This window comes from Allohahella marinimesophila, from assembly GCF_039538005.1.
Lineage (GTDB): Bacteria > Pseudomonadota > Gammaproteobacteria > Pseudomonadales > Oleiphilaceae > Allohahella > Allohahella marinimesophila.
On the sequence record NZ_BAABBO010000002.1, the window covers coordinates 1 to 26,086 of the forward strand.

Below are 26,086 nucleotides of genomic sequence, written 5' to 3' on the forward strand. Positions count from 1 at the left end.
TGTTTCGCGGCATTCACGAGAACCTGCTCGCGCCTTTTCGCTACCACGGCATTTATGACGAGAGCGTCGACTACACAGAGATCCCCTGGCGCTCTGGCAAGTTCGACCCCCACCTGCTCTCCGTGAAGCTGGCTACGCTCGGCCGTGCTCGTCATGCGCTGCGAGTCTGGCGCTCAGAGGGCCAGCGCCGCACCCTCGCCTTCTGCGTCTCCAAGGCTCACGCCGAGTTCATGGCCGAGCAGTTCAACAAGTCCGGCGTGAGGGCTGCTGCGGTGTATACAGGTTCTGCGCTGTCTCGTGGCAAAGTGCTTGAAGACCTCGAGAGCAATCAGCTGCAGGTCATGTTCTCCGTCGATCTCTTCAACGAGGGTGTGGATCTACCGGCCATCGACACCATCATGATGCTGCGCCCCACCAAGTCGAAGATTCTGTTTCTGCAGCAGTTCGGTCGTGGCCTTCGCAAGGCAGAGCCGGAGAAGACGCATGTGGTGGTGCTGGACTTCATTGGTAACCACCATAGCTTTCTGCACAAGCCGCAGGCTTTGATCGGCCAGACGATGAACTATCGTGGCCTGGCTGAGTTTGCTGATAAGTCGCAGAAGCAAGCGCTAGAACTGCCAGCGGGCTGCTTCGTCAATTACGACCTGAAGCTGATCGACTTCTTGAAGAGCCTGGATAGTGATGGTCCGCAGAGAGACTATCTGGCGCTTCGAGAGACCCTTGGTCGGCGCCCTACGCTGGCAGAGTTTTATCGCTCCGGGGCTAACCTAAAAAAGGTCCGCGATATCTATGGCGACTGGTTCTCTATGGTTGCCGACAACCAGAATTTGCCTGAGGCGGATGTGGCGGCTTCTGCGTCACCGGAAGAGGTGCTGAGTCAGCATCGGCGTCTGCTGGCAGAGATCGAAACCACCAGGATGACCAAGTGCTACAAGATGATCCTCCTGGAGGCTTTTCTTGAGCTCGATGGCTGGACAACAAGCCCGTCTTTATCTGCGCTTGGTCGGCGCTCGTGGGATGTGCTGCAGCGTCGTCGGGCGTTGCTGGTGGATCTGCCAGAGGAGCATCGTTCGAAGTATGCGGAGGCGGCGTGGCTGAGCTACTGGCGCCGCAATCCTGTCGCGGCCTGGATTGGCGAGAGTGGTAAAAGTGCTGCGGGTGCGCTGTTTGAAGTTCGTGATGGTCACTTTCGTGCTGTAGCCGATGTGAAGCCGAGTGAGCAGGACCTACTCGCAGCGTGGGTGCAGGAGCTGATCGACTACAAGCTGGCCGACTACCAAGCTCGCCTGGCGACGCGTGGCACTGAAGGCGGAGCTGAGATCATTCCTCATCCTGCTTTGGCAGCCGGTGCGCCTACCGTAGCGCCTGGTATCGAACTGCCCTACTTCCCTAACCTGAAAATCGCCTGCGGCCATTTCAGAACCGCCAGCAGCGACGCAGCCGAATATCGTCACCTGGGCGAAGCCTACGCCCAACTGGACCCGGCCCGCCACTTCATCGCCAGAGCCTCCGGCAACTCAATGAACGGCGGCAAGCACCCCGTCCACGATGGCGACTACCTGCTCCTGGAGGCCATCAGCCCAGAGCGAGCCGGCTCAATCACCGGCGACACCATGGCCATCGAAAAACAGGACGATGCTGGCGATAATCAATACCTGCTGCGCAAGATCCTCAAGGACGCCAACGGCCAATACGTGCTTCGTGCAGCCAATCCTGATTATGACGATATTCTGGTAGACGATGAGCTGAGTTCGCAGCTGCGGACTTTTGCACGGCTCAAGCAGGTGCTTGCTCCTCTGCAGATGGCGGTGGGTCAGCAGTTTCAGCGTGAGGAAATTCCCGCGCTGTTCGGCGTCGAGTTCAATCCAGGCAACTGGCACTCAGGCCATGTCGTGCTGAACGAACAACGTGCTCATATTCTCCTGGTGACACTAAATAAACAGGGTAAGGCGCAGGAACATAAATACCACGACTTCTGGGCCCCCGACGGCACCTTCCACTGGCAAAGCCAGAACACTACTGCACCGCATAGCAAGAAGGGCCAGGAGATCATTAATCACGAGCGTCTGGGGATTGGGGTTCATTTGTTCGTTCGGGAGAATAAGTTATCTGGAGGGAAGGCTGCGGGGTTTCAGTACTTCGGTGAGGTGAGGTATCAGCGGCATGAGGGGGCGGAGCCGATGAGTGTGGTTTTTGGGCTGAAGCGCTAGCCAGTGAAAGCTATATGTTGGCGTGCCTTTAATATAGAGAAAAATCTTCCCCATACTAAAGGCTGCCTTTAGTATGGGGCGAAAATGGACGCATACTAAAGGCTGGACGATGTATGGAATCGATTAAACCTTCTGAACGAGCTGGTAGGTATGTCCGGCAGTTCAGCGGCTATAGCGCTTTTATGCCTGCTACACTCCCGCCAGATCCGCCGATCAGCCTGGACGGAAGTCTGCATACGCTGTTATCTCAGGCTGATCGAGCCTTGGGAAGGCTCGACGGTTCAATTCTTACTTTGCCTCACCCAGACCTGTTCGTCGCCATGTACGTGAAGAAGGAAGCAGTTCTTTCAAGTCAGATCGAAGGCACCCAGAGTTCATTACAGGATGTGTTGGCGGCGGAAGCGAAGGTGTTCTCGACCGAACGCCCTGATGACGTTGATGAAGTCTTCAATTATGTCGCAGCAATGAATCACGGGCTGGAGCGGTTGACCTCTCTTCCGGTTTCCGTCCGCCTGATTCGTGAGATTCATGAGAAATTGCTGACCGGCGTGAGAGGACAGTACCTCACCCCCGGGGACCCACGGACCACTCAGAATTGGATAGGGCCTTCCGGCTGCACCCTGAGTGAAGCCTCGTTTGTTCCGCCGCCCCCCCATGAGGTAGATCGTCTACTCGGCGAACTTGAAATCTTCCTGCATAGCGATGTACCACTGCCGCTCCTGATCAAGATCGGAATCGCTCACGCACAGTTCGAAACCATTCACCCTTTTCTGGATGGCAATGGCCGCGTCGGGCGCCTCCTCATCACATTCCTGCTTTGCGAACAGGAAGTGCTCCTGAAGCCAGTGCTTTACCTCTCTCACTACTTCAAGCGACACCGCCAGGCTTATTACGATCATTTACAGGCCATTCGCGACGATGGTGCCTGGGAGCAATGGCTCGAGTTTTTTCTTCGAGGGGTATTCGAGGTCAGTCAACAGGCTACGGATACTGCTCGGCGAATCCTCCTACTGAGAGAGCGTCACCGTCAGCTCATTACAGATGGCTTCGGACGTGCGGCTGGCAATGGGCAAAAAGTGCTGGAGCATCTCTTTCAACACCCTATCGTCTCTACAGTAGAAGTGCAGAACCTTATTCAGACGACCTACCAGTCCGCCAACACACTGGTCAATCAGTTTGTGGCTAACGGCGTGCTCGAAGAGATGACGGGACAAAAGCGTAATCGCCGCTTCGTTTACCGCGAATACATCGACCTGTTTCATTCAGAGGCTGGTTGAGTCAAGAACGTCGGATAGCGCCCTTCAAGAAGGTGCTCGAGAAACGGCACGCAACGGTCTTTACGGGCATGTATCGTTAATTATCGTGCCGTACGATAATTATCGTAAATCACGATATTCGGCGATAACTATGAAGCCCCACTAGGCAGACTCTCCGTCTCCCAGGATGACTACATGCGCTCCTCCGGGTTATGTGCAGTGAGTCTTCCTCTTTGATTGGCTGCTGTTTCGTGAGCGCTCGATAAAGTAGACCTCGTTTCGTTATCGATTACCACACACCAGAAGGGCTGGCGTGACTATTGCCATCAGCGTCTCTGCAAGAGCCAGCGGTATGGCTATTTAGCCATACCAATGCTATCTTTTGAAAATGAGCAAAACCAATTTCGAATGGGATGACACGAAGAACGACGAGAATGTCGAAAAGCATGGTGTTTCATTTTTTGAGGCCCAACACGCATTCATGGATCGACATCGGATTATTGCCGAAGATACGGCGCACAGTGCTACGGAAAAACGGTATTTTTGCTTCGGTGAAGACAAGGATGGCGTAGGTATTCTGACAGTAAGATTTACTTACCGATCAGGAAAAATTCGTATTTTCGGCGCCGGGTATTGGCGCAAAGGCAAGAGGATTTATGACAAAGAAAATTCAGTACAGTGATGAGCCAATTGGCGATTTTCGCATCGTTGCCGATTTTCTTCCATCTCCAGACGAGCTTGCGCTGAGGAACGAAAGCACCAAGATCACGATTTCGCTCAGTTCTGAAAGCGTTGCCTTTTTTAAGCAAGCCGCAGCAAAGCATCACATGCAGTATCAGAAACTGATCCGCCAGTTGCTGGATGACTATGTAACACATCAGAAGAATCACTAAGGCTTGAAGCTGCCCAGGGTTTGTGTGATGTGTGCCCCACCAGCGCCGCACCCTCGCCTTCCGCGTCTCCAAGGCTGATGCCGAGTTCATGACCGAGCAGCTCAAACAGTCCGGTGTGAAGGCTATCTGTTCACCGAACGCCGACTTCCTGGTGGCCTATCAGCAGCGGACGAATCGCTCGCATTTTTCCGGTAGACTGCTCCCCTCAAACTATCGAGGTTCCCTATGCCCACTTCCCTTACCCTCTACCACAACCCACGCTGCTCCAAGAGTCGTCAGGCACTTAGCCTGCTAGAGGAACGTAGTCTCGATGTCCAGGTGGTTCGTTACATAGACGAGCCGCTCACCCCGACCCAACTGAAGGCGCTGATCGATCGCCTCGGCTGCACCCCACGAGACCTTCTACGCAAAGGTGAGGCTGAGTACAAAGAACTCGGTCTTGATAGTCTGGATATTTCCGATGACGTCCTGATCGAGGCGATGTCGAGCCACCCTCGCCTGATGGAGCGTCCCATTCTCGACAATGGCGAGAAAGCAGTTGTCGGGCGGCCGCCCGAGATGGTGCTGGCGCTGGTTGAATCTTGAGTGAGTTGTCGCCGGGCTGGACTAACCGTAGCCATAGGCAGAAACGCACTGATCGGGTTATGCGTGGTGAGTCTTTCTCTCAGCTTTAGCCCGCGCTTTTGCCAACTCTCTGTCGTTGTATAACGCAATCAAGGTTGCGGCCCCAAACTCACGCTCCAACTCTCGTTGGCGAACTGGATGATTGCCAAATCTGATATCGGCGGCGCCGTCACGAGTTACTGCGTAGACGCCATAGGTCCTTGGCGTCGTCCAGTTGGCGTTGCTCGGGTCGGGCCGAACTGTCCTTGGATCGATCTCTTCGCTGCCTAGCTTAACGTTCATGTCCTGGACAACCTCTTTCGCTGAATGGCTCGTTAGACGTCTAGCAACTGCCTTTTGACTACAGCGGGCAGCGTCTATCGCCGTACCTGTATAATCCTTCTCCCATTCGTGGACTGACTTTGCGAGCCAGGCGTCAATCATATTCTTGATGAGATTTATCTGCCGGTGTATATGGCTCGATGAGAAGTGATAAATCTCCTGGACCTTGTTGCCATTTGCTGATGTTTCAAATTTATCCCTGGGCAGCGATTTTGGTAGCCATTGGAACAGCTCCGTATTCCGACGAAGACGGACCATATCGCGCAGCACGCCCCGGGAAACGAAAATCAACCGATTAGCGGGTTTCAGATATAACTGATCAATCCATTTCAAATGTTCCAGATTCGCGTAGCTATCGAAAAGCTTCCTGTCCTTCGATTTATTTCCGATGGTCGGTATATCCAGTAGCTCAATGAAACTTACCTGCTCCGCATAACGACTATCCAGACCAATCTTGCTAAAGGTTTTGTGGAAGCGTCTTCCACCTTGCGTCTTTTTGAAGGGATACTGATCCAAAAGAAATGGATGGTGCTTGCCATATTTCATCCAAAAGGCTGCGCCATCCTTGTGATACTCGAGAATGTAGTTGAAGAATGGGGGCTCTGATATTTCAGGGGCGTAGTTGGCGTCAGAACTGAGAAAGACGATAGCGGCCTTGGCTGGATCAGCACCTTGATAAGGTTTAGCCTGGAAAAGCGTCCGTAGTTCAAGTGAATGGTGCTCTCTAAATGGCATCCAACTTTTCTCCAAATGTCTGACCGCCAGGTCTCAGTTCGTACTCGCCACGCCAGCTATTTAGCGTTCAACATCTGCGAAAACAGAATGATTGCATTGACCGCCACGAACCAGCACGCAAGCGCAGAGCCATAGCCGATCCAAAGTGCCGCTTTCAGAACGACAGTCAAAGCACGGTCGATTTGCTGAGCACGCGTGCCCGGCTGGTGAACAGCTTTACTGAGTTGATCACGAATATTCAGGGAATCGTTTCGATTGCGCATGATGCTAGCCTTCAATGTAGTCCAGGTTATTCGACAAAGTAACTCATGATCGAACCGCCAAATCCGGTCGCCACTTCGACGCCGACCAGCGCGAACGGAATGATCCAGTACTCGCCACTGATAAACGCCCAGAGCATGATCAGCCCCATGGCTCCAATCGACATTTGAGAAAGTGACATACCGTATTCGCCTCTGTTAAGTGTCGAACTAGCGTAAGACGTGAAGGCGACAGATAGTGTCGCCCTCTCAACAGCCCCTTTTGCGAGCCCGCAACAGCCCTGTTTCCAGAGTCTGCTCGATCTCGTCATAAAGCCACTGAGGCTCGAGGATGTCGCAGTAGGCGGCTTGAGAGGTCAGCCACCAGCGCAGATCCTCGCTATCGCCAAGCGTAACGGTGAGTTCAAAACCTTCATCATCCAGATCGGTGATGACTTGATCCGCGCCTATAGGCGCTTCCAGTAGATGATTCAGTGCTGGTCGGTCACACCACAGTCTCAAATTCACCGGGACATCAGAGAGCAGAACACCCATCGCACCGGATTTGATGTACTGATCAAGATCGAACCCTTCCGGTCGACTCACAGTCTTTTCCAACACCTCGCCGCTGCTTGCCCGGTGAAGCGCCAGTTGCCGCAGTCCTTCCCTGCCCTCGATTGTTGCTATGAGGTAAACATTTGGGTCCCGGAATATCAGTCCCAGCGGATGAACGACAATGTTCTCTGGTTCAGGCCACTTTCGCGCCTGGTAGGTGAGCTCGCATTGATAGCCACGCAGTAGTGCTTCCGTGACAGCCTCCATCACATCAGCGTCGACGGCTGGACGTTGACTGCCCAGCCCGCGATTGATTACACGGACTCTATCAGGCCAGCGGCTTAGAAGACTCTGCTCGCCGAGCAGCGTTCGATGGGCTTCATCAAAATGAGGTTTCAGATGAGACAGGGTTTTTGGCGGCAATATGGGCGTCAGGTAGGCTTTTGCCAGCTCGAATGTCAGAGCGGCTGGTAGATCCAGTGCAGGGACGACATCGATCACCGCTTCGCGATCAAAGGACCATTTGTAGGGCGAAGTACGCTCGTCCACCTGCAAGGGAAAGTATGTCGAGAGCTTGTCGAGATCCCGCTGAATCGATCTCAGGTTGACTGAGAAGTCGCGTGCCTCCAACTTCTTCACCAGGTCGGTTGTGGTGATGAATTTCGGATATCGCGGGATCATTCTCAGCATCATGAGATAGCGTACTGACGTGTCAGACATGGGGGCTCCAGGGGAATACTGTCAGCGTTGATTGGCCGTTGTTTCGTGAGTGCTCGATAAAGTAGACCTCGCCCTGTTCAGCGGCAGGTTCGCTCATTTTCCATAAGACCAGGGTGCGGCATGCTGGCGGGAAGGTTGCGCCGTTTCCGTACTTCGGAGAGGTACCAGCGGCATGAGGGGGCGATCCGTAGCCTCAATAGCAGCTTGATCGTTTGAGGCAATCAACTGCATTCGCTTTGCAACGAATTGAGGCACTTCTTCCGAAGGAAGTTTTCTTAGCCGCTAAAGGCGACTCGCAACTCTCTGTAGTGCTCTGCAAGGTAGTTGACGAGTGCCCGAATGAAAAGAATCAGGCCAGTCAGTTCCAGGCCTTCCTCCGCTGTCACAATCATGCTGTAGGTAAGGCTGCTGTAGCCGTACAGCTCGGCGTAGCCTCCACCAATGAGTTCGACGCCAATCGCGCCTCCAAGGTAAGCGGCTCCCGCTATTACGAATCTCAACCTGGTTCTCACATGGAGATACATCAGGAACTTGAGAAAGAACAAACCGAGAATGAGTACTAGAGCGATTGCGGGAATGACCCAGGCGAAATAGAAGATGCCGAGTTCCTGATCACCCATCAGCGACCTGAAAGGGGTGATCAATTTTTCGTGCATACTGAAGCCTTCATCGAACGCCATGAACAGGAAGCCGAGAGACAAGATTACCCACTTTGAAGAATGCGGTGCTTTCTGCCGCATGTTCAGTGAAGCGATAACTGCGAGCAGACTGCTGTTCAACAGCAAGAGTAAAACTGAGAAGAACGTCGGCACGTTCCGTTCTCCATCAACAGAAAAGAGCGGGACGAAGCCTTTGAGATGGTCGTGCCCTAGCAGGTACTTTGAAAGCTGCCCACCGAGGCTGGCGAGAATGAGGAGGAGCGCAATTACGCCCAGTATGCGTCCGATAGCGGAGGCGTCAAATTCGATCTTCATTAATTGGGAAGCCTTAATTGGGCTGGAGACCCGCAGTGATCCAATGCTGCTTCCGTGGCTTTGGCGTAAAAGAGGAAATTGGCAAAAAGTCGATTGCCTGCTCTGACAGACCTTGATCAGCATGTTTCAGACCGGCCACTGCGTCGATCGCTGGAATAGTAACAATTCTGTAATAAGTGCGCCAGACGCGACTGTTGCTGGTGGCTAAGCGAGCGACATCGGCCTCAGCGTCGTAAGCATGTGCCCCACCAGCGCCGCACCTTCGCCTTCTGCGTCGCCCAGGTGCATGCCGAGTTCATGACCGAGCAGCTCAACCAATCCGGTGTGAAGGCGGCTGCGGTGTATACTATGCCCCTCCTCAAATTAGCGAGAATAACTATGCCCGTTGCCCTCACCCTCTACCACAACCCACGCTGCTCCAAGAGTCGTCAGGCACTGAGTCTGCTCGAGGAGCGAGGCATCGATGTGAACGTGGTTCGCTATCTGGACGAGCCGCTCACGCCGGAACAACTGAAGGCGCTGATCGACCGACTTGGATGCACACCACGCGACCTTCTACGCAAAGGTGAGGCTGAGTACACAGAACTTGGTCTTGGTATTCCGGATATTTCCAATGACGTGCTGATCGAGGCGATGTCGAGCCACCCTCGCCTGATGGAGCGGCCCATTCTCGATACTGGCGAGAAAGCAGTTGTCGGGCGGCCGCCCGAGATGGTGCTGAAGTTGGTTGAATCCTAGGTTGTCTTTNGCCCATTCTCGATACTGGCGAGAAAGCAGTTGTCGGGCGGCCGCCCGAGATGGTGCTGAAGTTGGTTGAATCCTAGGTTGTCTTTTATGCGAGGGAATACGGTAAGTGGCGACAAAGAGTGAAGTATCGATCATCCGCGGAGTGAACGCAGATCTGGGAGCCACCCTGAGTCACCAGCGCAGATCCTCGCTAGTATCCCCGCAACCGCGTCAGGCCCGCCGGTAGACCTTTTACCACTGCAAGCTAAGCTTAAGCTTCAGGAGAGCTCGCCCTGTTTAGCGGCAGGTTCGCTCATTTTCGATGAGAACAGGGTGCGGCATGCGGTGGATTGTATTTGTAGTGTTGATGGTGAGCAGCGTTCAGAGCGCGTTTGCCATGCAGATCTTCGTCAAGACCCTGGTTGGCAAGACCATCACACTTGAGGTAGAGAGCAACGATACTGTAGAGAACGTCAAGTCCAAGATTCAGGAAAAAGAAGGCGTGCCGCCGGACGCACAGCGACTCATATTCGCGGGCAAAGAGCTTGAAGATGGTCGCACGCTTGGCGATTACAACATTCAGAAGGAATCGACACTGCATTTACTGCTAGCCATTGCCGATCTTGACGGTGATGGTATCGAGGACTCGCTTGATGAGGACATGGACGGCGATGGACTCCCGAATGCGTTCGAGGACCGGTACGGCTTCGATAAGCGAAATGCTGGAGATGCGTCGGGAGATCTCGACGGCGATGGCTTGAGCAACATCGACGAGGCACTTGCCGGAAATGACCCCACTCGAGATGACCAGCCTCCGCACTTTAGCACTTTAGATACGATTCGTATTAATGCCGTCGGGCTACTCACGCCTGCACCGACTTTGACGCCGCCTCAGGTGGCTGACGCGCTTGATGGGCCGCTGTCAGCGACTGCAACCGGCAATACGAGGTTTTTGCGACCTGGCCGACACTTGCTCACATGGACCAGCTCAGACATGGCAGGCAACGCGGCCAGTACTACCCAAGAGATCGAGGTCGTGCCTTTGATTTCGCTGGGCAAGGACCAGGCTCGAGCAGAGGGCGGGACTGCAGAAGTCGAGTTTCTGCTCAATGGGCCTGCGCCTGTTTATCCGCTTGAGGTGAGCTATACGGTTGAGGGTACAGCGGGTGACACCGACTCTGACCTTCGGACAGGCTCAGTCTTCTTTGAAGAAGGCGAGTTGCGAAAGGCGGTTGCTGTCCGCCTGTTTCAGGACGAGCTGACCGAGGGTTCGGAAACGCTGCTGGTGAGCCTTACGGGCGAAGGTAATTTCGGCCCAAAGAGAACGCACCAGCTAACAATAGTCGAAGGTAATGTTCGGCCTGAGCTATCACTAACGCTGACCCAGAACGACCGTCAGGTCAAACTGGTTCAGCGCTACGGCGGCGAAATTGTCCTTCGGGCGGAGGTCAGCGACGCTAATCCGGCAGATAGTCATACCTTCGCCTTTTCTTACCCACGTGCAGCAGTCGCGACCAGCGACAGCGGTCCATTACAGCTACTTGATCCCTCTACTCTCGAGCCGGGCGTCTACAGCATCAAGGTTTCGGTCACCGATGACGGTGCACCCGCATACGCTGCCACGGATAGCTTCGCTTTCAGAGTGCTTGACAGCTACCCCTTGCTAAGCGGTAGCGAAGACACCGATGGTGATGGCATAGATGATGCGAGTGAAGGGATGAGCGATCTGGATCAGGATGGCGTGCCAGACTATCTGGACGAGAGTTCCCTACCGAACGTGCTCAGCGAAAATATTGGCGATGGCGGGCTTTTTCTCATGGAAACAGAGCCCGGTCTGAAGCTCAGTCTTGGAACACGTGCGCTTCTCAACGGTGCTGACGGGACGCTCTTATCCTCTGACGAAATAACCGGTTCGCGGGATACTATCCTCAACACGGGCGGCTACTTTGACATGATCATTTCTGGAATTCCTGTTCGAGGCGATAGTGTCGAACTGGTTCTGCCGCAGCGCTCTGCTATCCCGCAAAGACCGGTTTACAGGAAGTTAATCGGTAATGAGTGGCAAACTTTTGTTGAGGATGCGTATAACCACCTCGCTTCAGCCGCAGGCGAGCAAGGTGTCTGTCCTGCCCCCGGGGCAGACGATTATACGAGCGGCCTCACCGCAGGCCATTGGTGTGTGCAACTCACTATTGAAGATGGTGGACCGAACGACGCGGACGAGCTTATCAACGGCACTATCGTGGATCCTGGCGGTATTGGCGCTAAAAGAACCGGCGGAGGTGGTGCAATCGATCTCAACTGGATTCTTCTCTTGCTAGGCTGCTTATATCTCCAGAGCCGCAAGCCAGCCTGCTCGACACCTGCGTGAGCATTTGGCAGGCACTGCCGCCCATCTTCATCGCCCTGAATTCTGATCCGCGCAGCGGACACATTCTGTCACCGAAACTTGCAAACAGAAACTCCATGAAGATGCGTCCACAGTGGTTGTTTGCTAACCACTCCGGCAGTACCCTGCGCGCACTTTCAAGCCATCTTCCGGACCACAGTACGAATGACCAAGCAATCCTTTGCTACCACTTTTGATCTCGCCCTCTACGCAGCCCTGGCCTGCATATCAATAGTCGGGATGTTCTCCAGCAGCAGCGCTTCAGAGATGATGGTGCGCACTATTGGCTGAGGCATTCAGCGGCTGAAATAGTTTGAGCTAAATTCGGCGTTACACGCTCACCCAGACGAAGTTGGTCTGGTTAAGCGTCTGCCCGCCATCAAAACGATAAGCGCATAGCTTTCCGCCTGGCCCTTTAGCCACGCTGTAATCCAGACAGGCGATGTGATCTGTCAGGGGCGCGGGCTCACCATTCATCCAGTAGTGACCAACGAACACCGGCTTCTTCGCGTCATACCCAGGCAGAATGTCTTCAGGAATCGGTTCGTGCGGAATCCTTTCGATGACCTCTGGGGGCACCATCGCCAGATCACGGTACGTGATGCCTTCGGTATCCCACCATCGAGTCCGCATATTGGTACGGGGATGACCACCCTTGTCGTGGAATTCGAGTCCATTGGGCAGCGGGATTTCGAGACCTTTCAACAGGGTTTCCAATGCCTCGAAAGGCTGTGAGTTCTCCCGCGCGGTCGCCGCCCAGGACTCGGGCAGCAAGCAGTTCTGATCATCCAGATAGGGCAAGATCGCTTCGAGATAGTCAGGGTGCCAGCACGCATGAACCACCCGAAAATCTGGCATGTCGAGGAATAGCGGCAGGGTCTTGAACCACTCGATAAAGGCCTGGTGTAGTGCGCTGCCCTCCTCGAGCTGATCGAGAAACTCCTTGTGCTGATCAAGATTCTTATCGGTATGTTCTCGCAGATACCACCCGTCGTTATCGGGATCTGGCGTCGCCCACGCAACGGCGTTGTATTCGTGATTCCCCATCACGGCTAGCGCATGGCCACGCTCGACCATGGCTTTGGCGATCTGGACGGTTTCGACCTGTTCGGGCCCACGGTCTACAAAGTCGCCCAGGAAAATAACCTTGCGCTCAGGGTGCTGCCAGACGCCGTCGATGTTCTGGTAATCCATCTTTGCGAGGAGCGCTTTCAGCTCTGATGCATAGCCATGGATGTCGCCGATGATGTCGTACATATGTTTTCCTCGTTCGTATCAGTCGTCGTCCAGCCCATAGACCAGGCTGGCTCTGTGAAAAAATGTGTCTATCAACGGCAGCGAGGCTTCCATGTGATCGAAGCGGTGACTGCCGCCAGGGAACGAAACGACTTCAAAACGCGGCTTGCAAAGAGACGCTGTCTGAGCTGAATCGAGCACGTCATCGCCTTCATCCAGAAGAATCAGTCCACAGCCTGCAAGGCGAAACGGCGAATAGCTGAGCACTGCGGACGCTTCCAGCTCGTAAGGCTTACCCTGATGATCCACACCCTTGCCGACGTGACGCATCAACGTTTTTGCTGGATCAATGGATGGATTGATCGCGACAAACGGCAGGCCAGCGCGCGATCCGGCCGCATTGGCCAGCCACCCGCCCAGGGAGGTGCCAACCACGAGATCTATATCGTGTTCGAGCAGGGCTGCCATGCATCGCTCAACCACTGTCTCTGCCGGCTGGGTGAAGTCGAAGTCAACCCCGTGAACCGGACCGAGCTCGCTGAGGCGCTGGATCTTTGGCTTGTCGGGATCGAACGCGCTGGCAAAGCCATGGCAATAGAAGATATTCAATATTAACGCTCCATGCTGTCGGGGCTAAGGGTCTCGGTATACTCGGGTGTCTTTATATGGATACCGTATCTGAATTTGGATACTGCGGTATACCAGAGCGTCTAGCAGTGCGAAGTTGATTAGCCGCTTGCGCAAATCCGCAGATGGCGGGGACCGCAAAGTGCTGCCATCCTTAACTGTACATACATACAGTTTCTTGTGCTATCATCCGGCCTCGAGCGCTAACTGATATAAGAGCCTGCAGGGAGGCAGCTTTGAACAAGCACCTAATCCGCAACAGCACCGCTGAGTTTGCAATCTTCACCGTCCCATCCGGTGACCAAACGATCGAAGCCCGCTACGAAGACGAAGCGATCTGGCTCATGCAGAAGCCGATGGCTGAGCTAGCCGGTGTCGATGTGCGCACAGTCAATGAGCACCTACAGAATATCTTCAGGTCAGATGAGCTGGAGGAGCGTTCAGTTATCCGGAAATTCCGGATAACTGCCGTTGATGGCAAGAAACGCTTGCTTGATTGCTCGGCCAGTTTTTTGTATGTACAATAAAGCTTTGAAGATAAGCTATGACCCTGCAAAAAACAGGAGAAATATCGCAGAACGGGAGCTCAGCTTTGATCGTGCTTCTGAGTTCGACTTCGATAACGCTGTCATTGCAGTGGACGACAGGAAGGACTATCAAGAAGTCAGGTATGTGGCACTGGGCAATTTAGCCGGCCGCGTTCACGTACTCTGCTTCACACTTATTGACGGCGGCGTCAGGGTTATCAGTTTCCGCAAAGCTAACAAACGAGAGGTGGCACAGTATGAAACCCAGAAAACCACTTATTGATGAGGACGGCGAAGTCCGCGAAATTACGGCAGAAGATATGAAACACTTCCGACCGGCCCATGAAGTGCTGCCTGATGGAATGAAGACAGTACTCGGGGTACGAGGGGCGCAAAAATCGCCAACTAAAGAGCGCATCACTATTCGCCTGTCGCCGGAAGTCCTGGCGCACTTTCGTTCTACAGGCAAAGGCTGGCAAGGACGAATCGACAGCGTACTCGAAGAGTGGGTCAGGTCGCATTAGGCTATGTTTGGCCGACGAGTCTGGCTGTTGGACACCCACTCGCGCAGTTGATGCACTAGCACTCAACAGTATTCAGTTCCCAGCTAACCTGCCAGACTGACGCGATAATCAGCTGCCTGGAACAATCAGCATGTATAACGACAAAGTCATATGGATTACCGGTGCCTCCTCCGGCATAGGCAAATCACTGGCGCTCGAGTTTGCGCGGCAAGGTGCGACGGTGATTCTCTCGGCTCGACGGGCTGATGCGCTCGCTGAAGTGAAGGCAGCTTGCGACACTGTTTCTAGTGGTCGTGGCGCCAGCATCGTGCTGCCGATGGATGTGACCGATGAAGCCTCGTTGCCGAAGTGCGTCACCGACGCCGTTGCGGCCGCCGGCAGAATTGACATGCTGATCAACAATGCCGGTATCTCCCAGCGTTCGAGCTGCCTGAATACGGATATGGCGACCTACCGCAAGATCTTCGAAGTCGACGTGTTTGGTCAGATCGCCCTCACCAAGGCGGTCCTGCCGCAGATGATCGCCCAGGGCGGTGGTCACCTCGTTATCACGGCCTCCGTCGCCGGCAAGATCGGCGCCCCCTTCCGCACCGGGTATTGCGCTGCGAAGCATGCCGTGGTCGGATTTTTCGATGCGCTCCGCACGGAGGTTGATCAGCACAATATCCAGGTCAGCACGATCCTGCCCGGATTTATTCGCACAGAGCTTTCTGAAAATGCCATGACCGGCGACGGCTCTGCCTTCGGCAAGACTGACAGCAACATCGCGGCAGGGATGGACCCCGACGAATGCGCCCGCGTCATCGTCAAGGGTCTGAGTAAGGGCAAGCCAGAGATCGGCGTGGGGAGCGGCGTGGAAATGCACGGGCTCTGGATCAAACGCTTCTTCCCGAGCGTGCTGTTCAAGCTAATGAACAAGCAGTACGCCCGGTCAGCGAAGGAGGATGGTTTCGTTTAGCGGCGCACTCACTCATACCTGGGCACTGATGTTTCTAATTCAAAGTGCCCTGATCGCCCGGCATTTCCTGAAGCTCCACCAGCGGTAGAACCCCCTCATCCTGTAGCTCATGAACACTGTTCATCAATTTGTCCAGCACTGCCTGCGCATCGGGCAAGGCACGCTTGCTCAAGTGAAAATAAACGGGCACCTTCGCCCACTTGGTGACGGTAAACTGCTTTGCTTGCTTAGAAGCTGCATGGTCTCCATCCTTGCTGAGCGCCTTCAACCCTGCTTCAAGGTTGAGATCGTAGAGCAACGCATAGTCTTGTTGGCGTTCAATCAATACGGATATCGCCTGTTGGAAGCTGTCGACTTCGAATTGTTGGACGCGGTTATCTGGGTCATCAAGCCATCTCTTGAAACCACCATATCCATAGCCACGCATAACTACGATTTTCTTGCCCATCAGATCGCTTCGATATCGCACCGGTGCCGAGCCACTCTTACCATAGATGTTCAGGTTCTCTGTATAGATGGCTTCCTCACCGGAGAGAATGAGATTCGGTTGGTCCAACAATGGATTCTGGACAAGCATGGTGATTTCCACGTGTCCTTGGAGAAGATTTGACATCAATCGTTTGGCAGGAAACAGCTGCCCCTGCCAACTGAATCCAGCATGACGCGCGACTTTGTCGAAGAATTCGGGTCGCTGCCCTCCAACAGAACCATTATCCAGATACATCCAACCTGTTGGAAAGACGGGACCGCCTAATATCAAGTTAGGGCTGGCATCAACAGTCGAAGACTCTGCTTGGACGGTCTGCGCGATCAGGGAAAGAATGACGACCGCCAGTCGCGCTTTAAAGGATGTTCCGCTTATTGCTTTCATCAAGCTCCAATGCACAATTCGACGACATTTGGTCAGTATAGAGCGATTGATTCGCACACGCGAACACGATCATATGGGCGGAAAACCGAAGCCAGGATTGTGCCTCTGGAATTCAATGAATGCCTGTGAAGCGGGGGGAGGCGTTTGACAGCGTGTCAGCGCCTCAGGCCATCTCGGAACGAAGACTCTATTTCGCAGCCTTTTTATCAGCTTCGTACTTGGCGAAAATTTCCTGCATTGTCAGGCCGTTCAACTGGCTCAGCGAGTACAGGTAAGCCTTCTGGAAGAGTTCTTCCGAATGTTTTCCGTTATAAGTATAAACAGGGCCATCAGTGGCGACGAATTCACCCATCCCGTAAGCGATCAATATTTTCTGCAATCGCTGACCATCTGCCTTGGAAGCTATTTTGCCAATTGCAGACAGCGATTTCATGTAGCTGTCGTCAGTGGACGCATTGAACTCAGGTTCTGCGGCGAGCACTGACGCGCTGATGAGGAGAGACAACAGTATTACGGCTATTCGTATCATTCTTAGCATCCTTGCTATTGAGTAAGGGCGCGATTTTAGCAGTGGGGTGATCGGAAACGCCAGAAGAATGATCAATTTTTGATCGCATCGGAAGAGAGACCTCACAGCGTCAGTGTGCTGTTCAAGCTAATGAACAAGCTCTATGCCAGGTCGACGAAGGAGGAGGCTTTTGTCTAGCGGCTCTATCGTTGCCGCTTCGAACCAACTCTTGTACAATTCAACTGTACAAATCGGAGAGCGCCCCACATGTTGACTGTCAATATCAGCGAGTTAAGAGCCAACCTACTCAATTACCTTGAAAAAGCGAGTCAGGGTGAGCAGATCACCGTCACTACCAAAGGCAGAGTATTGGCCACCATCGCTGCACCTGTGGACAGAAAATCGATGGCACAGCAACGCTTGAGAGAGCTTGCTGAGACCGCCAGGATCAATGATGTCACCACTCCGTTGGACGCTGAGTGGGATGCCTTACAGTGATCCTGCTTGACACCTGCGCGATCATTTGGGATGCACTTGATCGCAGCAAGCTCACTGGCGAGGCTAGTGCTGCAATCGCCAAAGCGGATGAACATAACGCGCTGATCATCTGCGATATCTCAATATGGGAGATCGCGATGCTCATCCAGCGTGACCGCATCAAGGTGGAATGCACTGCCGCTAACTTCATCGACCTGTATCTCGCCTCACGAAATCTTGCTGTCGTGACGATCTCCCCGGAAATCGCAGAGCTCTCCACCAGCTTTGGACAGGAAATAAATAACGACCCAGCCGATCGGATCATTGCTGCCACATCCATTATACACAACGCACAACTCGTTACAGCCGACATGAACCTGCGTCAATCCAGCCTCGTCGATACGATCTGGTGACGCTTGTACGTCAATCCAACTACCGAGGATTTCTCGGTAGTTCGGCAGGGCTGAAGCGATAGCCAATCAGGCTGTATATGTTCGTGTGCCTTTAGTATGGAAAAATTCCGGCGCCATACTAAAGGCTACGTTTAGTATGGAAAGAATTAGCTGGCAGAAATAGCCGTAGGAAGAAAAAGTTCATCCGTCGGGGAGGCAAAACGCCCTTCCCTTGAAAGCGAAAAGCCCCGATGAGACTCACCGGGGCTATGACGCCGACCGGGCACCCCAATCCACTTGCAGGAAGGATAACTAGCTTCTATTGCTCAAATAAAATTTGATTTGGCCTCGATCTTTCTACCCACATAGTATTCGTAAAGTCGCTCGAGCGTGCCCTGCGGATTCTCAGACAACACCATGCGCTGCTCACTGTAGCAAATAATGGTCTCTCTCGGGCGGATCAATTCCTGGAACACGTCATCACGCCAGTCGACTTCGGATTTTGTCCGCGGATCGTACGAAAGATCTTCAGATACTAAGCGCTTCACCCGCGCGAACTCGTTGGCTTGAACCCTCATCGACTCACAAAAGATGCTTGGATCAAGATACTCGAAAAACTCTGTAATCCGACGTGACTTGTCCTGTAGCAGCTTATAGCCGAGATAACGACTTCGCGGCGCCCACAAGAGCACACCAGCGTTGACGAACTCGCCGGTATTCACATACGGCATGAAACGTACAAGGGCGTATTGGCAGGCAGTTCTTTCCATGTCTCGTCACTATGAGAGACGTTGAAAATACTGTCAATGCAGTAGTGAGACGCATCGCAACGCTTCAACCTCTCGAGGTTCACGACAGCGGCTCCGTCACTTTATCCCGCTTTATCACCACACCTGATAATTTATCACTCGCAGTGATAATCACTGATAATTGGTGCTGGCTTCCCGCTGGAAGAATTTGGAGACGGGCGAGAAAAACATCAGGGCGATGATCGCGCCGGACAACATTTCTCCCATAGTGAGAAGCATGGTTTCCAGTGGCCCTTCGACGGCCACCGGCACGATATAAAAGATCACCGGAAAAGCCACCACCATGTCGATGACATAAAGCCATCGGGCCCAATTCCTGAACAATATGAGTCCGATCAGCGCCACGACATAAACGATCAAGAGCAATATGGCAGTCCCCATGAGTGCCACATACCAATCTGGAGAAAGCAGCCCTTCAAGTGAATCTGCAAAGGCCTGCACTTTCTCCACCACAGGACTTTGCCAGTAAAAGGTAAAGACAGTCGCAGCCACCCCTAACAGGATCTCCGCCACAATCAAAAGACGAAATTGCTGCTTGCTGATGGCCATACCCTAGAGCTCCTGTATTTTCATGATAACCTTGCGCAGAAACGCCACGGTCGGCGTGTTCTCTGGATGCACGCTACTGACCCATTGACGGTCTGCGATCGACTCATGCAGCGCGCTCAGCTCCGGCATGGCCTCAGCAGGGAGGGCGTGGTTCCTGACGTGCAGTGTTTGCTCGGCGGTGACCGTCCGGCCATCGTCGGACTGCGAATAGTCGTAACTGATTGGCCCCAGTACTTTCTGAAAAGTGACATCGTCACCAGAAATAAAGGCGTGGGGCATCTGCACGCTGACCGTGCTCCTATACATCCCAGGGCTGCCGATGTACGCCGGTCCAGTTCGCTGCTTTTTCTCTGGCATCTGCAGAACCGTGTCGATGCCGTAGGGGCTGACTCCATAGCTCAGCCAGCCCTCCTCCAGCGTTAGAAAGTCGGCAATCTCATAACGCTCCTTGATCACGATGCGGTTTTCAGCCACATCGTCTTCCACGGCCAGCGGCTCTGCTAATGTGAGCCCTTTGTAGATATCCTTCTGATAGGTGAGGTACTGCTGCTCAAGCTTGCTTCGACCAGACTCGGCCAGCGCACTTCGCTCGGACTCCGCGAAACTGCCCTCGTACACGGTATCAACTTCGTAGCGTGCGGGCTCGTCGTATGCGCTTACGACAATGCGCTCGATAACGTGCTGCTTCGGCTCATAGTTAGAGCTGATCTCGATGGCCTTTAGCCCCCCGCCACTCTGCTGTGATGCCAGCACCAGTGCATATCCGAAATCAGCCATGCCCACAGTGTCCAGGCTCGTGCCTTGAAAACGGCGGGTGCCGTCCAACCAGTAGGTCTTCCCCTCCACTACTGCGCGAACGATGATGTGATCGAAGATATCGGGCATTGGTGCGATCGTGGCGATACCTGCCTGGCGGGTAGTAGACACCAGCGCTGGATGAGCCTCGATACCGATGGCCTGTAACAGGTGCAGCAGTAACAGGGTCTTGTCCTTACAGTCACCATAGCGGGCCTCGAGCACATCATCCGGCCGATGTGGTCTGAAGGCATTACTTCCGAAGGACAACGAAACGTAGCGGATCTCATTTTGGACGAAGCCCAGCGCCCGCATGAGCGCGGCAGGTCTGGGCAACTGTTTCAGCTCCGCCACCAGGGCCGCGTACTCCGCGGAAGTTACTGTTTCGATCGGATACAGCGGCTGCGCCCAGTCTGCTACGGATTGCCAGTCGTCGTATTCTGAAACACTCACTGCACGCTGTGCATCGTACTCGGCGGGATAGTCACCATCGTCGACCATGACGGGACCATTGCGCACATCCCACTCGAACACAGTGTCGCTGCCGAGCCTGCTCGTGATCGGGGCAAGATCATGATTGTAGTTTTGAAGTTTGAGCGGACGCTGGTGAGGCATAAGAATGCGGATCGTCCGCCGGGCCACGGGTTGCGTCCAGTTCAGCGCAAACCAGTGGGCGAAGCGGTCGCCCAGCGTCGGATTCCGCCCCACGATCGAATAGGCGATCTCGATGTCATCCCCAGAACGAACGTCCTTGAGATAGAGCAGTGCGGTGACCTGACCGGTCAGAATATCGCTCTCGTAGTCCCGCTCTGCATTTAATATTCGCACTGCCTTTGCATCGAATCGCGATTCGAAGACCCCCTTTCGCCATACACCAGCCCTATGGAAGACAAGCGCTTCAAAGGCTGGATTGAAACGGACTTCAAGTTTTGAAGCTTCTTCAATACCACCAATAGTCAAAGGTCTCTTGACGTAGCGGCGGAAGGCCGTGGTTTCAGAGTCATCCACTCTGATTTGCTCATCCACCAGGTGATAGTGGACAGCACCCTCTTTTCCCTCAGCGGCCGGGGTGTCGTCAAAGCGAACAGGATGCACCCAGTCCGGGGACTGTGAGTAGCGGAAGTTATAGCCATTGAACGAATGAAAAGCAGGCTCGGATGGCATTGCTTCGGACTGTGCACTCGCCATAGAGGCGGCGAGCACGAGCAGCCCGATTGCCAGAACTCGTGAGGTAGACAGCATGACTTACCCGATGTTTGAGGATGGAACAAATATACCATCCATCCCGCAAAGTGCGGCCGGTGCAACTGTCAACAATTGTCAAATCAAAGCACCAGATCTTTAGCAGGGCCCGCCTCTTCCAGCACCTAGGGTAAACCCTAGCTAGGGTCTGCCCTAGCTGGCAGGACACCCGCCGATGCGCAAGCTGTGAAAGCTGCTCTGAATGAGCTGCTGCCGATCGATCAGCTGGGGGCACTGAACGAAGACCTGGGCGGTGGCAGAGCCTGGACGGAGCATCTCGCTCTGGCGGTCACTCATCCTGGTGACGGGATCGTCGGCTTGGGTAAGGGCCTCGCAATTGAAGTCAGCGATCAGCTGGAACACAACCTGAAAGTGGCCAGCGATCTGGCGGCCTCTGAAGTGCACAGTGACGCTGCACTGATCAGCAAGCTCGATCCAGAAGGTTCAGCGGCTCTGAAGCAGCAAGCCGAAACGATGCACCGAAAAACAGACGGCATTGACCTGCCTGCGCCTGGAGATAAAGAATGGTGCTGAAGCGGGTGGTCGGGATCTGGCGCCAGTAGTGATGATAGGCACGGGTGCTGGTGGGGCTTTACTCGCTAGAGGTAGAGCACTGGATGCGCTGAGTGGCGTAGCTCGACTTGGCAGCGAGAAAAACCCGACCGGACATGTACCGATCGACTTCACCGATGGCAGTTTCCTAGCAATTTATAAGCTGGATGACGTCGGTAACGTCAATTTGCATACGCTCTATCCTAATCCCAAATCGCAAGAAGCAAAATGAGCCAAATCAAAGAACCATTGAGATCTGTCATCAAAGAATTCTATCAAATTGAGTGCTATGACCCTCAACTGATATCCCGTGCAATCATCACCGGCAAAGGCTTTGCCTACGACTCGGAGTTGTTCAGAACGCAACTAAGAGAGGCCATAGACAAGAATTTGATATCGCCAGAAGAGTATGAAGCCTTAACCGATGAAGATTTCGACACACAAGAAGACCTGAACGCGTGGTTGGAGGAAATGTATTCAGAAATCCCCGATCGGACGGCTTGTACCCGCGATTGACGAGAAGCAACCGGCAGCGACGACGCCGCCGGTTGCTTCAATTTCGCTTTTTTCATCTGCTTGATTAACCATGTATGCAAACGAAACTTATTTTTCTGACTTTGGATGCCCCATGTTTCGTCAACAAGAGTTAAGCACTGAGGAAGCCGCCGTGCTGTTGTGCGTCAGCCGGGCCTATTTGGACGCTTTATTGGAAAAAGGCGAGATCCCGTACCGTAAAATTGACGCTTATCGCACAGTGATTCTGGAAGACATACTCGCTTTCAAAGAGCGTAACAAAAATGCCCGCCGCAAAACCCTTGATGAGCTAGCCCAGCTCTCTCAAGACGAAGGCATGGGTTACTAGCTTCCCATTTCACCTTCCCACCTGAAACATCCCCCCAAACCCAGTAAACTAACCCCGCCATCCAACCCACCGACCCAACCTCCTGCATGAACACCACCATCGACAACTTCCTCACCTCCTTCGACAAAAAGACGCTCGACAAGGGCCGCGACCTGTTCAGACGCGGCAAGGTGCTGGATGTTCATGTGCAGGACGACGGCGAGCTTCAGGGCCTGGTTCAGGGCAGCACGCGCGAGCCATATCGGCAGACAGTCTTCGTCAACAATCCTGCAACGAATCCGCGGGGCAAGAACCGCGTTATGGGACTGTGTAGTTGCCCTGTGCATCGGGACTGCAAGCATGTCACGGCAGTCGTCTTCGAATACTTTGCTCAGCAGGCGGAGGCCATCACTGCCGAGCCCGCCAACATCACACCCGTCAAAGCCACGGAGGCAAAGCCATCGCAACGCCCTACCCGCCGCATAGAAGCCGAACCTCAGCCGCTGTTGCGCTTTGGCAAGGGCCGGTATCAGGCCCATCGCAGTGGTCGCGTACGCACCCTGCTACAACAGCAGAAGCAGTTGTTGAAAGATGCTGGTGAGCCCGTCAATGCGCTGCTCGAGAGCGAACAGTTCTGCTACGTGCTGCCAGGATTTCGCTACGAGGACGTGACGGTGGACACGCTCCCCGAGGATATCGATGCCGAGCGCGTTGAACAGACACTGGTGGTCGACGGTGAGTGCCTTGCCATCGTGCGCAATGTGGAAGCTGAACAGGCCTGGCTGGACGAGCTGCACTGGGTCGGACTCAGGCCGCTCCTGAGTGCCGAAGCCTCGACCACGGACGACGACCTTGCGCATGGGCTGGTTTTCGATCTGGTGCATCAGGACCAACCTTGGATTGAGCTCATGACGAAGGTCGTGCCCCGCTGGGAGACTGAGGGCTGGGAGGTTCGCTACAACGACGACTTTCCCTTCGCCAATATCGTCGTGCCGGAGGAGGACGTCACCTGGTTCAACGACCTCTCACCGGCCGAAGATGGCAGCCTCTTTCTTGGCATAGGCATCGAGATTGATGGCCGGCAGTACGAGCTACTCCCCTGCCTGCTGCGGCTGATGAATGAGTACACCCCTGCGTCACTGGCACAATTGCCTGAGGGCGGCGCGCTGCCAGTGGTCGTCGAAGACGGCACCAAGCTTTATCTGCCGGTCAGCCGGATTCGCACACTGATCAGCACGCTCTACGAGCTGTTCGATACCCAGCCGAAGAACTCGGATATCGAGAGCGGCGTGCGCATTCAGCAGGCGGATATGGCACTGTTGGACGAGCTCGAGATGGAGTCGCGTCACCACGAGAGCGTAGTCAGACTGTGCCGGATGATTGACCAGCTAAGCCGGCCGGCGCTGGCCGATGAGGTGGAACTGCCTGATAGCTTCAAAGCTACCTTGCGCGGCTATCAGTCCGAGGGCGTGCGCTGGCTCCAGCTGCTGCGACGGGCCGAGGCTGGCGGTATCCTGGCCGACGACATGGGGCTTGGCAAGACCATACAGACCCTCGCGCACCTGTGTGTTGAGCAGGCTGAGGGTCGACTGTCGCGGCCAGCGCTGCTCGTCGTGCCGACCAGTCTGATTACCAACTGGCGTGCCGAGGCAGCGAAATTCGCGCCCACGCTTCGACTGCTGGTGCTGCATGGGCCAGATCGGCATCTCGATTTCTCTGCAATCGATCAGCACGACCTGATCATCACCACCTATCCGCTCGTTATACGCGATGCCGAAGTGTTGATGAGCCGAAAGTGGTCACAGTTGATTCTGGATGAGGCACAGAACATCAAGAATCCGCTCTCGAAGGTCACACAGTTGCTATGCCGGTTCACTGCGTCACAGCGCCTGTGCCTGACTGGCACACCGCTGGAAAATCATCTCGGCGAACTCTGGTCACAGTTCCACTTCCTGAATCCCGGACTGCTTCGCGAACGAACACACTTCAATCGCCACTTCAGGAAACCCATAGAGCAGCATGGCGATGCTCGCCGCCAACGCGCACTGCACGCTCGAATCGCGCCTTTCATGCTGCGGCGCACCAAGGCCGAAGTCGCCACTGAACTTCCGCCAAAAACCATCATGATCAAGCGTGCGGTGTTCAAGACGAAACAGCGCGATCTCTACGAGACAGTGCGGGTCACCATGGAGAAAAAGGTGCGCAGGCTAGTCGCGAGCAAAGGCCTGAAACGTAGCCAGATCGAGGTGCTGGATGCACTGCTGAAATTGCGGCAGATCTGCTGCGACCCTGCTCTGCTGAAACTACCGGCTGCGCAGCAGATCAATGAAAGCGCCAAGCTTGAACTGCTGCTTACCTTGCTGCCGGAATTGCTGGAGGAAGGCCGACGTGTGCTGATTTTCTCCCAGTTCACCAGCATGCTGTCGCGCATCGAAAGCGCCCTCCAGACCGCCGCGATCGACTACGTCAAACTCACCGGTGCCACCCGTGATCGGGCAACCCCACTGCAGCGTTTCCAGAATGAAGAGGTACCGGTGTTCCTGATCAGCCTAAAGGCCGGCGGCACCGGGCTCAACCTGACAGCGGCGGATACCGTGATCCATTATGACCCATGGTGGAATCCCGCCGTCGAGGATCAGGCCACCGACCGCGCCTATCGCATCGGCCAGGACAAGCCGGTATTTGTCTATCGCCTGATTGTGGAAGACAGCGTCGAAGAAAAAATGCTCGGCCTGCAGGAGCGGAAGCGCGCGCTGGCTGAGAGCGTTTACGATAGTGCTGGGGGGATGAGCTATGGGTTTGATGAGAGTGATTTGGCGGAGTTGTTTAGCTAGGCAATAACCTCATGCTTTCAAATAAAGCGCCACGTCGGACTTCTTCGCTGCTTTGATCAAGTCCTTATCCAGAGTTGCAATCGGCAGTCCATCGCGTATCGCCAGCTCCAGATAAGCAGCATCGTAACTGCTGAGCTTATAGGCTCTTGCTAACGCCATGACACGGGTAAAAGAGTAATTTGCCGTCAACGGGTCAACCTTGATTGGCAGGTTCTCGAGTTGCGCAATAAATCGCTCCACCTCACCAAGCGAGGTATCGCCACGCTTCTCGGCGCCCAGGAGAACATTTGCCGCCTCTAGGTGCCAGAGGTTGGGAACTCGAGCATTCGATTCGGTCAGGCTTACAAGCACATCTTCCGCATATCTCTGATCGCTGGACTTCACACTCGCAAGGTGCCAGCGCATCGCTACGGAGTTATCCAGAACGAAATCTGTCACCTGCGCCCGGCATTCTTGAGTTCTGCCAACTCCACGTCTGATATCCGGTGCTTTTTAGCCTTCAGGATATTGGCAATCGCTGTTTCTGTTCTGAGCCGGTCGCCTGCACGACTCGGAATTACATCAGCGATGGCTCGACCCCTGTTCGTAACCGTAAAGGCTTCACCGGCTTCGACCCGACGAAGAATTTCAGGAAGCTTTGTCTTTGCTTCGTACGACCCAATTTCCTCATGCATTGACCGGCTCCTTGTTATTTAGACCAGT

General features: G+C 54.3%; 33 protein-coding genes. 19 read left to right on the forward strand and 14 right to left on the reverse strand.

Annotated elements, in window-relative coordinates; all coding sequences use genetic code 11:
- From ABD735_RS04695 to arsC (ABD735_RS04715), 5 genes are all read left to right on the forward strand, one after another.
- On the forward strand, positions 1-2,210 hold a 2,210-nt coding region (locus ABD735_RS04695), incomplete at its 5' end, for a DUF3427 domain-containing protein (RefSeq protein WP_344803825.1).
- Positions 2,211-2,392: 182 nt separating this feature from the next.
- The gene (locus tag ABD735_RS04700; protein ID WP_344803827.1) at positions 2,393-3,487 is read left to right on the forward strand and encodes a Fic family protein; all 1,095 of its coding nucleotides are present in this window, start codon (positions 2,393-2,395) and stop codon (positions 3,485-3,487) included.
- A 367-nt stretch (positions 3,488-3,854) separates the two neighbouring features.
- Positions 3,855-4,148, forward strand: a complete 294-nt coding sequence (locus ABD735_RS04705; RefSeq protein ID WP_344803829.1) for a BrnT family toxin — start codon at positions 3,855-3,857, stop codon at positions 4,146-4,148.
- On the forward strand, positions 4,123-4,359 hold the full coding sequence (locus ABD735_RS04710; protein WP_344803831.1) for a hypothetical protein: 237 nt from the start codon (positions 4,123-4,125) through the stop codon (positions 4,357-4,359). Before ABD735_RS04705 ends, ABD735_RS04710 begins: the two co-directional genes overlap by 26 nt.
- A gap of 225 nt (positions 4,360-4,584) precedes the next feature.
- Entirely contained in the window at positions 4,585-4,944 is a 360-nt protein-coding gene (gene arsC, locus ABD735_RS04715) for an arsenate reductase (glutaredoxin) (RefSeq protein ID WP_344803833.1), read from the forward strand.
- A 57-nt stretch (positions 4,945-5,001) separates the two neighbouring features.
- Here arsC (ABD735_RS04715) and ABD735_RS04720 read toward each other — a convergent pair whose 3' ends face one another.
- The 5 genes from ABD735_RS04720 to ABD735_RS04740 all read right to left on the reverse strand — a co-directional run bounded on the left by ABD735_RS04720 (position 5,002) and on the right by ABD735_RS04740 (position 8,527).
- Entirely contained in the window at positions 5,002-6,039 is a 1,038-nt protein-coding gene (locus tag ABD735_RS04720) for a hypothetical protein (RefSeq protein WP_344803835.1), read from the reverse strand.
- A gap of 56 nt (positions 6,040-6,095) precedes the next feature.
- A complete protein-coding gene (locus ABD735_RS04725; RefSeq protein ID WP_344803837.1) occupies positions 6,096-6,302 on the reverse strand; it encodes a hypothetical protein in 207 nt (68 codons plus the stop codon).
- Between the two features lie 26 nt (positions 6,303-6,328).
- Complete coding sequence (locus tag ABD735_RS04730; RefSeq protein ID WP_344803838.1) at positions 6,329-6,481, reverse strand: hypothetical protein; 153 nt, start codon at positions 6,479-6,481, stop codon at positions 6,329-6,331.
- Between the two features lie 67 nt (positions 6,482-6,548).
- Positions 6,549-7,553 (reverse strand): helix-turn-helix transcriptional regulator, encoded by a 1,005-nt coding sequence (locus ABD735_RS04735; protein ID WP_344803840.1) that lies wholly within the window; start codon positions 7,551-7,553, stop codon positions 6,549-6,551.
- 275 nt (positions 7,554-7,828) lie between these two features.
- Entirely contained in the window at positions 7,829-8,527 is a 699-nt protein-coding gene (locus tag ABD735_RS04740) for a hypothetical protein (protein WP_344803842.1), read from the reverse strand.
- 240 nt (positions 8,528-8,767) lie between these two features.
- On the opposite strand from ABD735_RS04740, the gene arsC (ABD735_RS04745) reads away from it, so the two are divergent.
- The 3 genes from arsC (ABD735_RS04745) (at position 8,768) to ABD735_RS04755 (ending at position 11,933) form a co-directional block, all read left to right on the forward strand.
- Positions 8,768-9,265 (forward strand): arsenate reductase (glutaredoxin), encoded by a 498-nt coding sequence (arsC, locus tag ABD735_RS04745; RefSeq protein ID WP_344803844.1) that lies wholly within the window; start codon positions 8,768-8,770, stop codon positions 9,263-9,265.
- A gap of 328 nt (positions 9,266-9,593) precedes the next feature.
- A complete protein-coding gene (locus ABD735_RS04750; RefSeq protein ID WP_344803846.1) occupies positions 9,594-11,624 on the forward strand; it encodes a ubiquitin-like protein in 2,031 nt (676 codons plus the stop codon).
- Between the two features lie 183 nt (positions 11,625-11,807).
- Entirely contained in the window at positions 11,808-11,933 is a 126-nt protein-coding gene (locus tag ABD735_RS04755) for a hypothetical protein (protein WP_344803848.1), read from the forward strand.
- A 39-nt stretch (positions 11,934-11,972) separates the two neighbouring features.
- Here ABD735_RS04755 and ABD735_RS04760 read toward each other — a convergent pair whose 3' ends face one another.
- Positions 11,973-12,899 (reverse strand): metallophosphoesterase, encoded by a 927-nt coding sequence (locus ABD735_RS04760; RefSeq protein ID WP_344803850.1) that lies wholly within the window; start codon positions 12,897-12,899, stop codon positions 11,973-11,975.
- 18 nt (positions 12,900-12,917) lie between these two features.
- Positions 12,918-13,487, reverse strand: coding sequence for a YqiA/YcfP family alpha/beta fold hydrolase (locus ABD735_RS04765; RefSeq protein WP_344803852.1), 570 nt, complete (start codon positions 13,485-13,487; stop codon positions 12,918-12,920).
- Between the two features lie 254 nt (positions 13,488-13,741).
- Between ABD735_RS04765 and ABD735_RS04770 the strand changes: the two genes are divergently transcribed.
- From ABD735_RS04770 to ABD735_RS04785, 4 genes are all read left to right on the forward strand, one after another.
- Complete coding sequence (locus tag ABD735_RS04770) at positions 13,742-14,032, forward strand: virulence RhuM family protein (protein ID WP_344803854.1); 291 nt, start codon at positions 13,742-13,744, stop codon at positions 14,030-14,032.
- Positions 14,022-14,315, forward strand: a complete 294-nt coding sequence (locus ABD735_RS04775; RefSeq protein ID WP_344803856.1) for a BrnT family toxin — start codon at positions 14,022-14,024, stop codon at positions 14,313-14,315. Before ABD735_RS04770 ends, ABD735_RS04775 begins: the two co-directional genes overlap by 11 nt.
- Positions 14,290-14,556, forward strand: coding sequence for a BrnA antitoxin family protein (locus ABD735_RS04780; RefSeq protein ID WP_344803858.1), 267 nt, complete (start codon positions 14,290-14,292; stop codon positions 14,554-14,556). The genes ABD735_RS04775 and ABD735_RS04780 overlap by 26 nt, the downstream gene beginning before the upstream one ends.
- 130 nt (positions 14,557-14,686) lie before the next feature.
- The gene (locus ABD735_RS04785) at positions 14,687-15,514 is read left to right on the forward strand and encodes an SDR family oxidoreductase (RefSeq protein ID WP_344803860.1); all 828 of its coding nucleotides are present in this window, start codon (positions 14,687-14,689) and stop codon (positions 15,512-15,514) included.
- A gap of 34 nt (positions 15,515-15,548) precedes the next feature.
- Here ABD735_RS04785 and ABD735_RS04790 read toward each other — a convergent pair whose 3' ends face one another.
- Positions 15,549-16,385, reverse strand: a complete 837-nt coding sequence (locus ABD735_RS04790) for a type 2 periplasmic-binding domain-containing protein (RefSeq protein WP_344803862.1) — start codon at positions 16,383-16,385, stop codon at positions 15,549-15,551.
- A gap of 187 nt (positions 16,386-16,572) precedes the next feature.
- Entirely contained in the window at positions 16,573-16,914 is a 342-nt protein-coding gene (locus ABD735_RS04795; RefSeq protein WP_344803864.1) for a hypothetical protein, read from the reverse strand.
- Positions 16,915-17,160: 246 nt separating this feature from the next.
- Between ABD735_RS04795 and ABD735_RS04800 the strand changes: the two genes are divergently transcribed.
- A complete protein-coding gene (locus ABD735_RS04800) occupies positions 17,161-17,391 on the forward strand; it encodes a type II toxin-antitoxin system Phd/YefM family antitoxin (protein ID WP_344803866.1) in 231 nt (76 codons plus the stop codon).
- Positions 17,388-17,783, forward strand: coding sequence for a type II toxin-antitoxin system VapC family toxin (locus tag ABD735_RS04805; protein ID WP_344803868.1), 396 nt, complete (start codon positions 17,388-17,390; stop codon positions 17,781-17,783). The genes ABD735_RS04800 and ABD735_RS04805 overlap by 4 nt, the downstream gene beginning before the upstream one ends.
- A 305-nt stretch (positions 17,784-18,088) precedes the next feature.
- Here ABD735_RS04805 and ABD735_RS04810 read toward each other — a convergent pair whose 3' ends face one another.
- The 3 genes from ABD735_RS04810 to ABD735_RS04820 form a co-directional block, all read right to left on the reverse strand.
- Positions 18,089-18,532 (reverse strand): DUF3037 domain-containing protein, encoded by a 444-nt coding sequence (locus ABD735_RS04810; protein ID WP_344803870.1) that lies wholly within the window; start codon positions 18,530-18,532, stop codon positions 18,089-18,091.
- 150 nt (positions 18,533-18,682) lie between these two features.
- On the reverse strand, positions 18,683-19,120 hold the full coding sequence (locus tag ABD735_RS04815) for a hypothetical protein (RefSeq protein ID WP_344803872.1): 438 nt from the start codon (positions 19,118-19,120) through the stop codon (positions 18,683-18,685).
- Between the two features lie 3 nt (positions 19,121-19,123).
- A complete protein-coding gene (locus ABD735_RS04820; RefSeq protein WP_344803874.1) occupies positions 19,124-21,157 on the reverse strand; it encodes a DUF3857 domain-containing protein in 2,034 nt (677 codons plus the stop codon).
- Positions 21,158-21,343: 186 nt separating this feature from the next.
- Here ABD735_RS04820 and ABD735_RS04825 point away from each other — a divergent pair, with 186 nt between their 5' ends.
- From ABD735_RS04825 to ABD735_RS04845, 5 genes are all read left to right on the forward strand, one after another.
- Positions 21,344-21,691 (forward strand): hypothetical protein, encoded by a 348-nt coding sequence (locus tag ABD735_RS04825; protein ID WP_344803876.1) that lies wholly within the window; start codon positions 21,344-21,346, stop codon positions 21,689-21,691.
- A 28-nt stretch (positions 21,692-21,719) separates the two neighbouring features.
- Positions 21,720-21,941 carry a hypothetical protein gene (locus tag ABD735_RS04830; RefSeq protein ID WP_344803878.1) on the forward strand — a complete coding sequence of 74 codons (222 nt, stop codon included), beginning with the start codon at positions 21,720-21,722 and terminating at the stop codon, positions 21,939-21,941.
- Positions 21,938-22,225 carry a hypothetical protein gene (locus tag ABD735_RS04835; RefSeq protein WP_344803880.1) on the forward strand — a complete coding sequence of 96 codons (288 nt, stop codon included), beginning with the start codon at positions 21,938-21,940 and terminating at the stop codon, positions 22,223-22,225. Before ABD735_RS04830 ends, ABD735_RS04835 begins: the two co-directional genes overlap by 4 nt.
- Before the next feature lie 112 nt (positions 22,226-22,337).
- The gene (locus tag ABD735_RS04840) at positions 22,338-22,571 is read left to right on the forward strand and encodes a helix-turn-helix domain-containing protein (RefSeq protein ID WP_344803882.1); all 234 of its coding nucleotides are present in this window, start codon (positions 22,338-22,340) and stop codon (positions 22,569-22,571) included.
- 86 nt (positions 22,572-22,657) lie between these two features.
- Complete coding sequence (locus tag ABD735_RS04845) at positions 22,658-25,384, forward strand: SNF2-related protein (protein ID WP_344803884.1); 2,727 nt, start codon at positions 22,658-22,660, stop codon at positions 25,382-25,384.
- A 9-nt stretch (positions 25,385-25,393) separates the two neighbouring features.
- On the opposite strand, the gene ABD735_RS04850 is transcribed toward ABD735_RS04845, so the two are convergent.
- Together ABD735_RS04850 and ABD735_RS04855 are read right to left on the reverse strand one after the other, a co-directional pair.
- On the reverse strand, positions 25,394-25,822 hold the full coding sequence (locus tag ABD735_RS04850; protein ID WP_344803886.1) for a type II toxin-antitoxin system VapC family toxin: 429 nt from the start codon (positions 25,820-25,822) through the stop codon (positions 25,394-25,396).
- Positions 25,819-26,058 carry a type II toxin-antitoxin system Phd/YefM family antitoxin gene (locus ABD735_RS04855; RefSeq protein ID WP_344803888.1) on the reverse strand — a complete coding sequence of 80 codons (240 nt, stop codon included), beginning with the start codon at positions 26,056-26,058 and terminating at the stop codon, positions 25,819-25,821. Before ABD735_RS04855 ends, ABD735_RS04850 begins: the two co-directional genes overlap by 4 nt.
- Positions 26,059-26,086 lie beyond the last annotated feature (28 nt).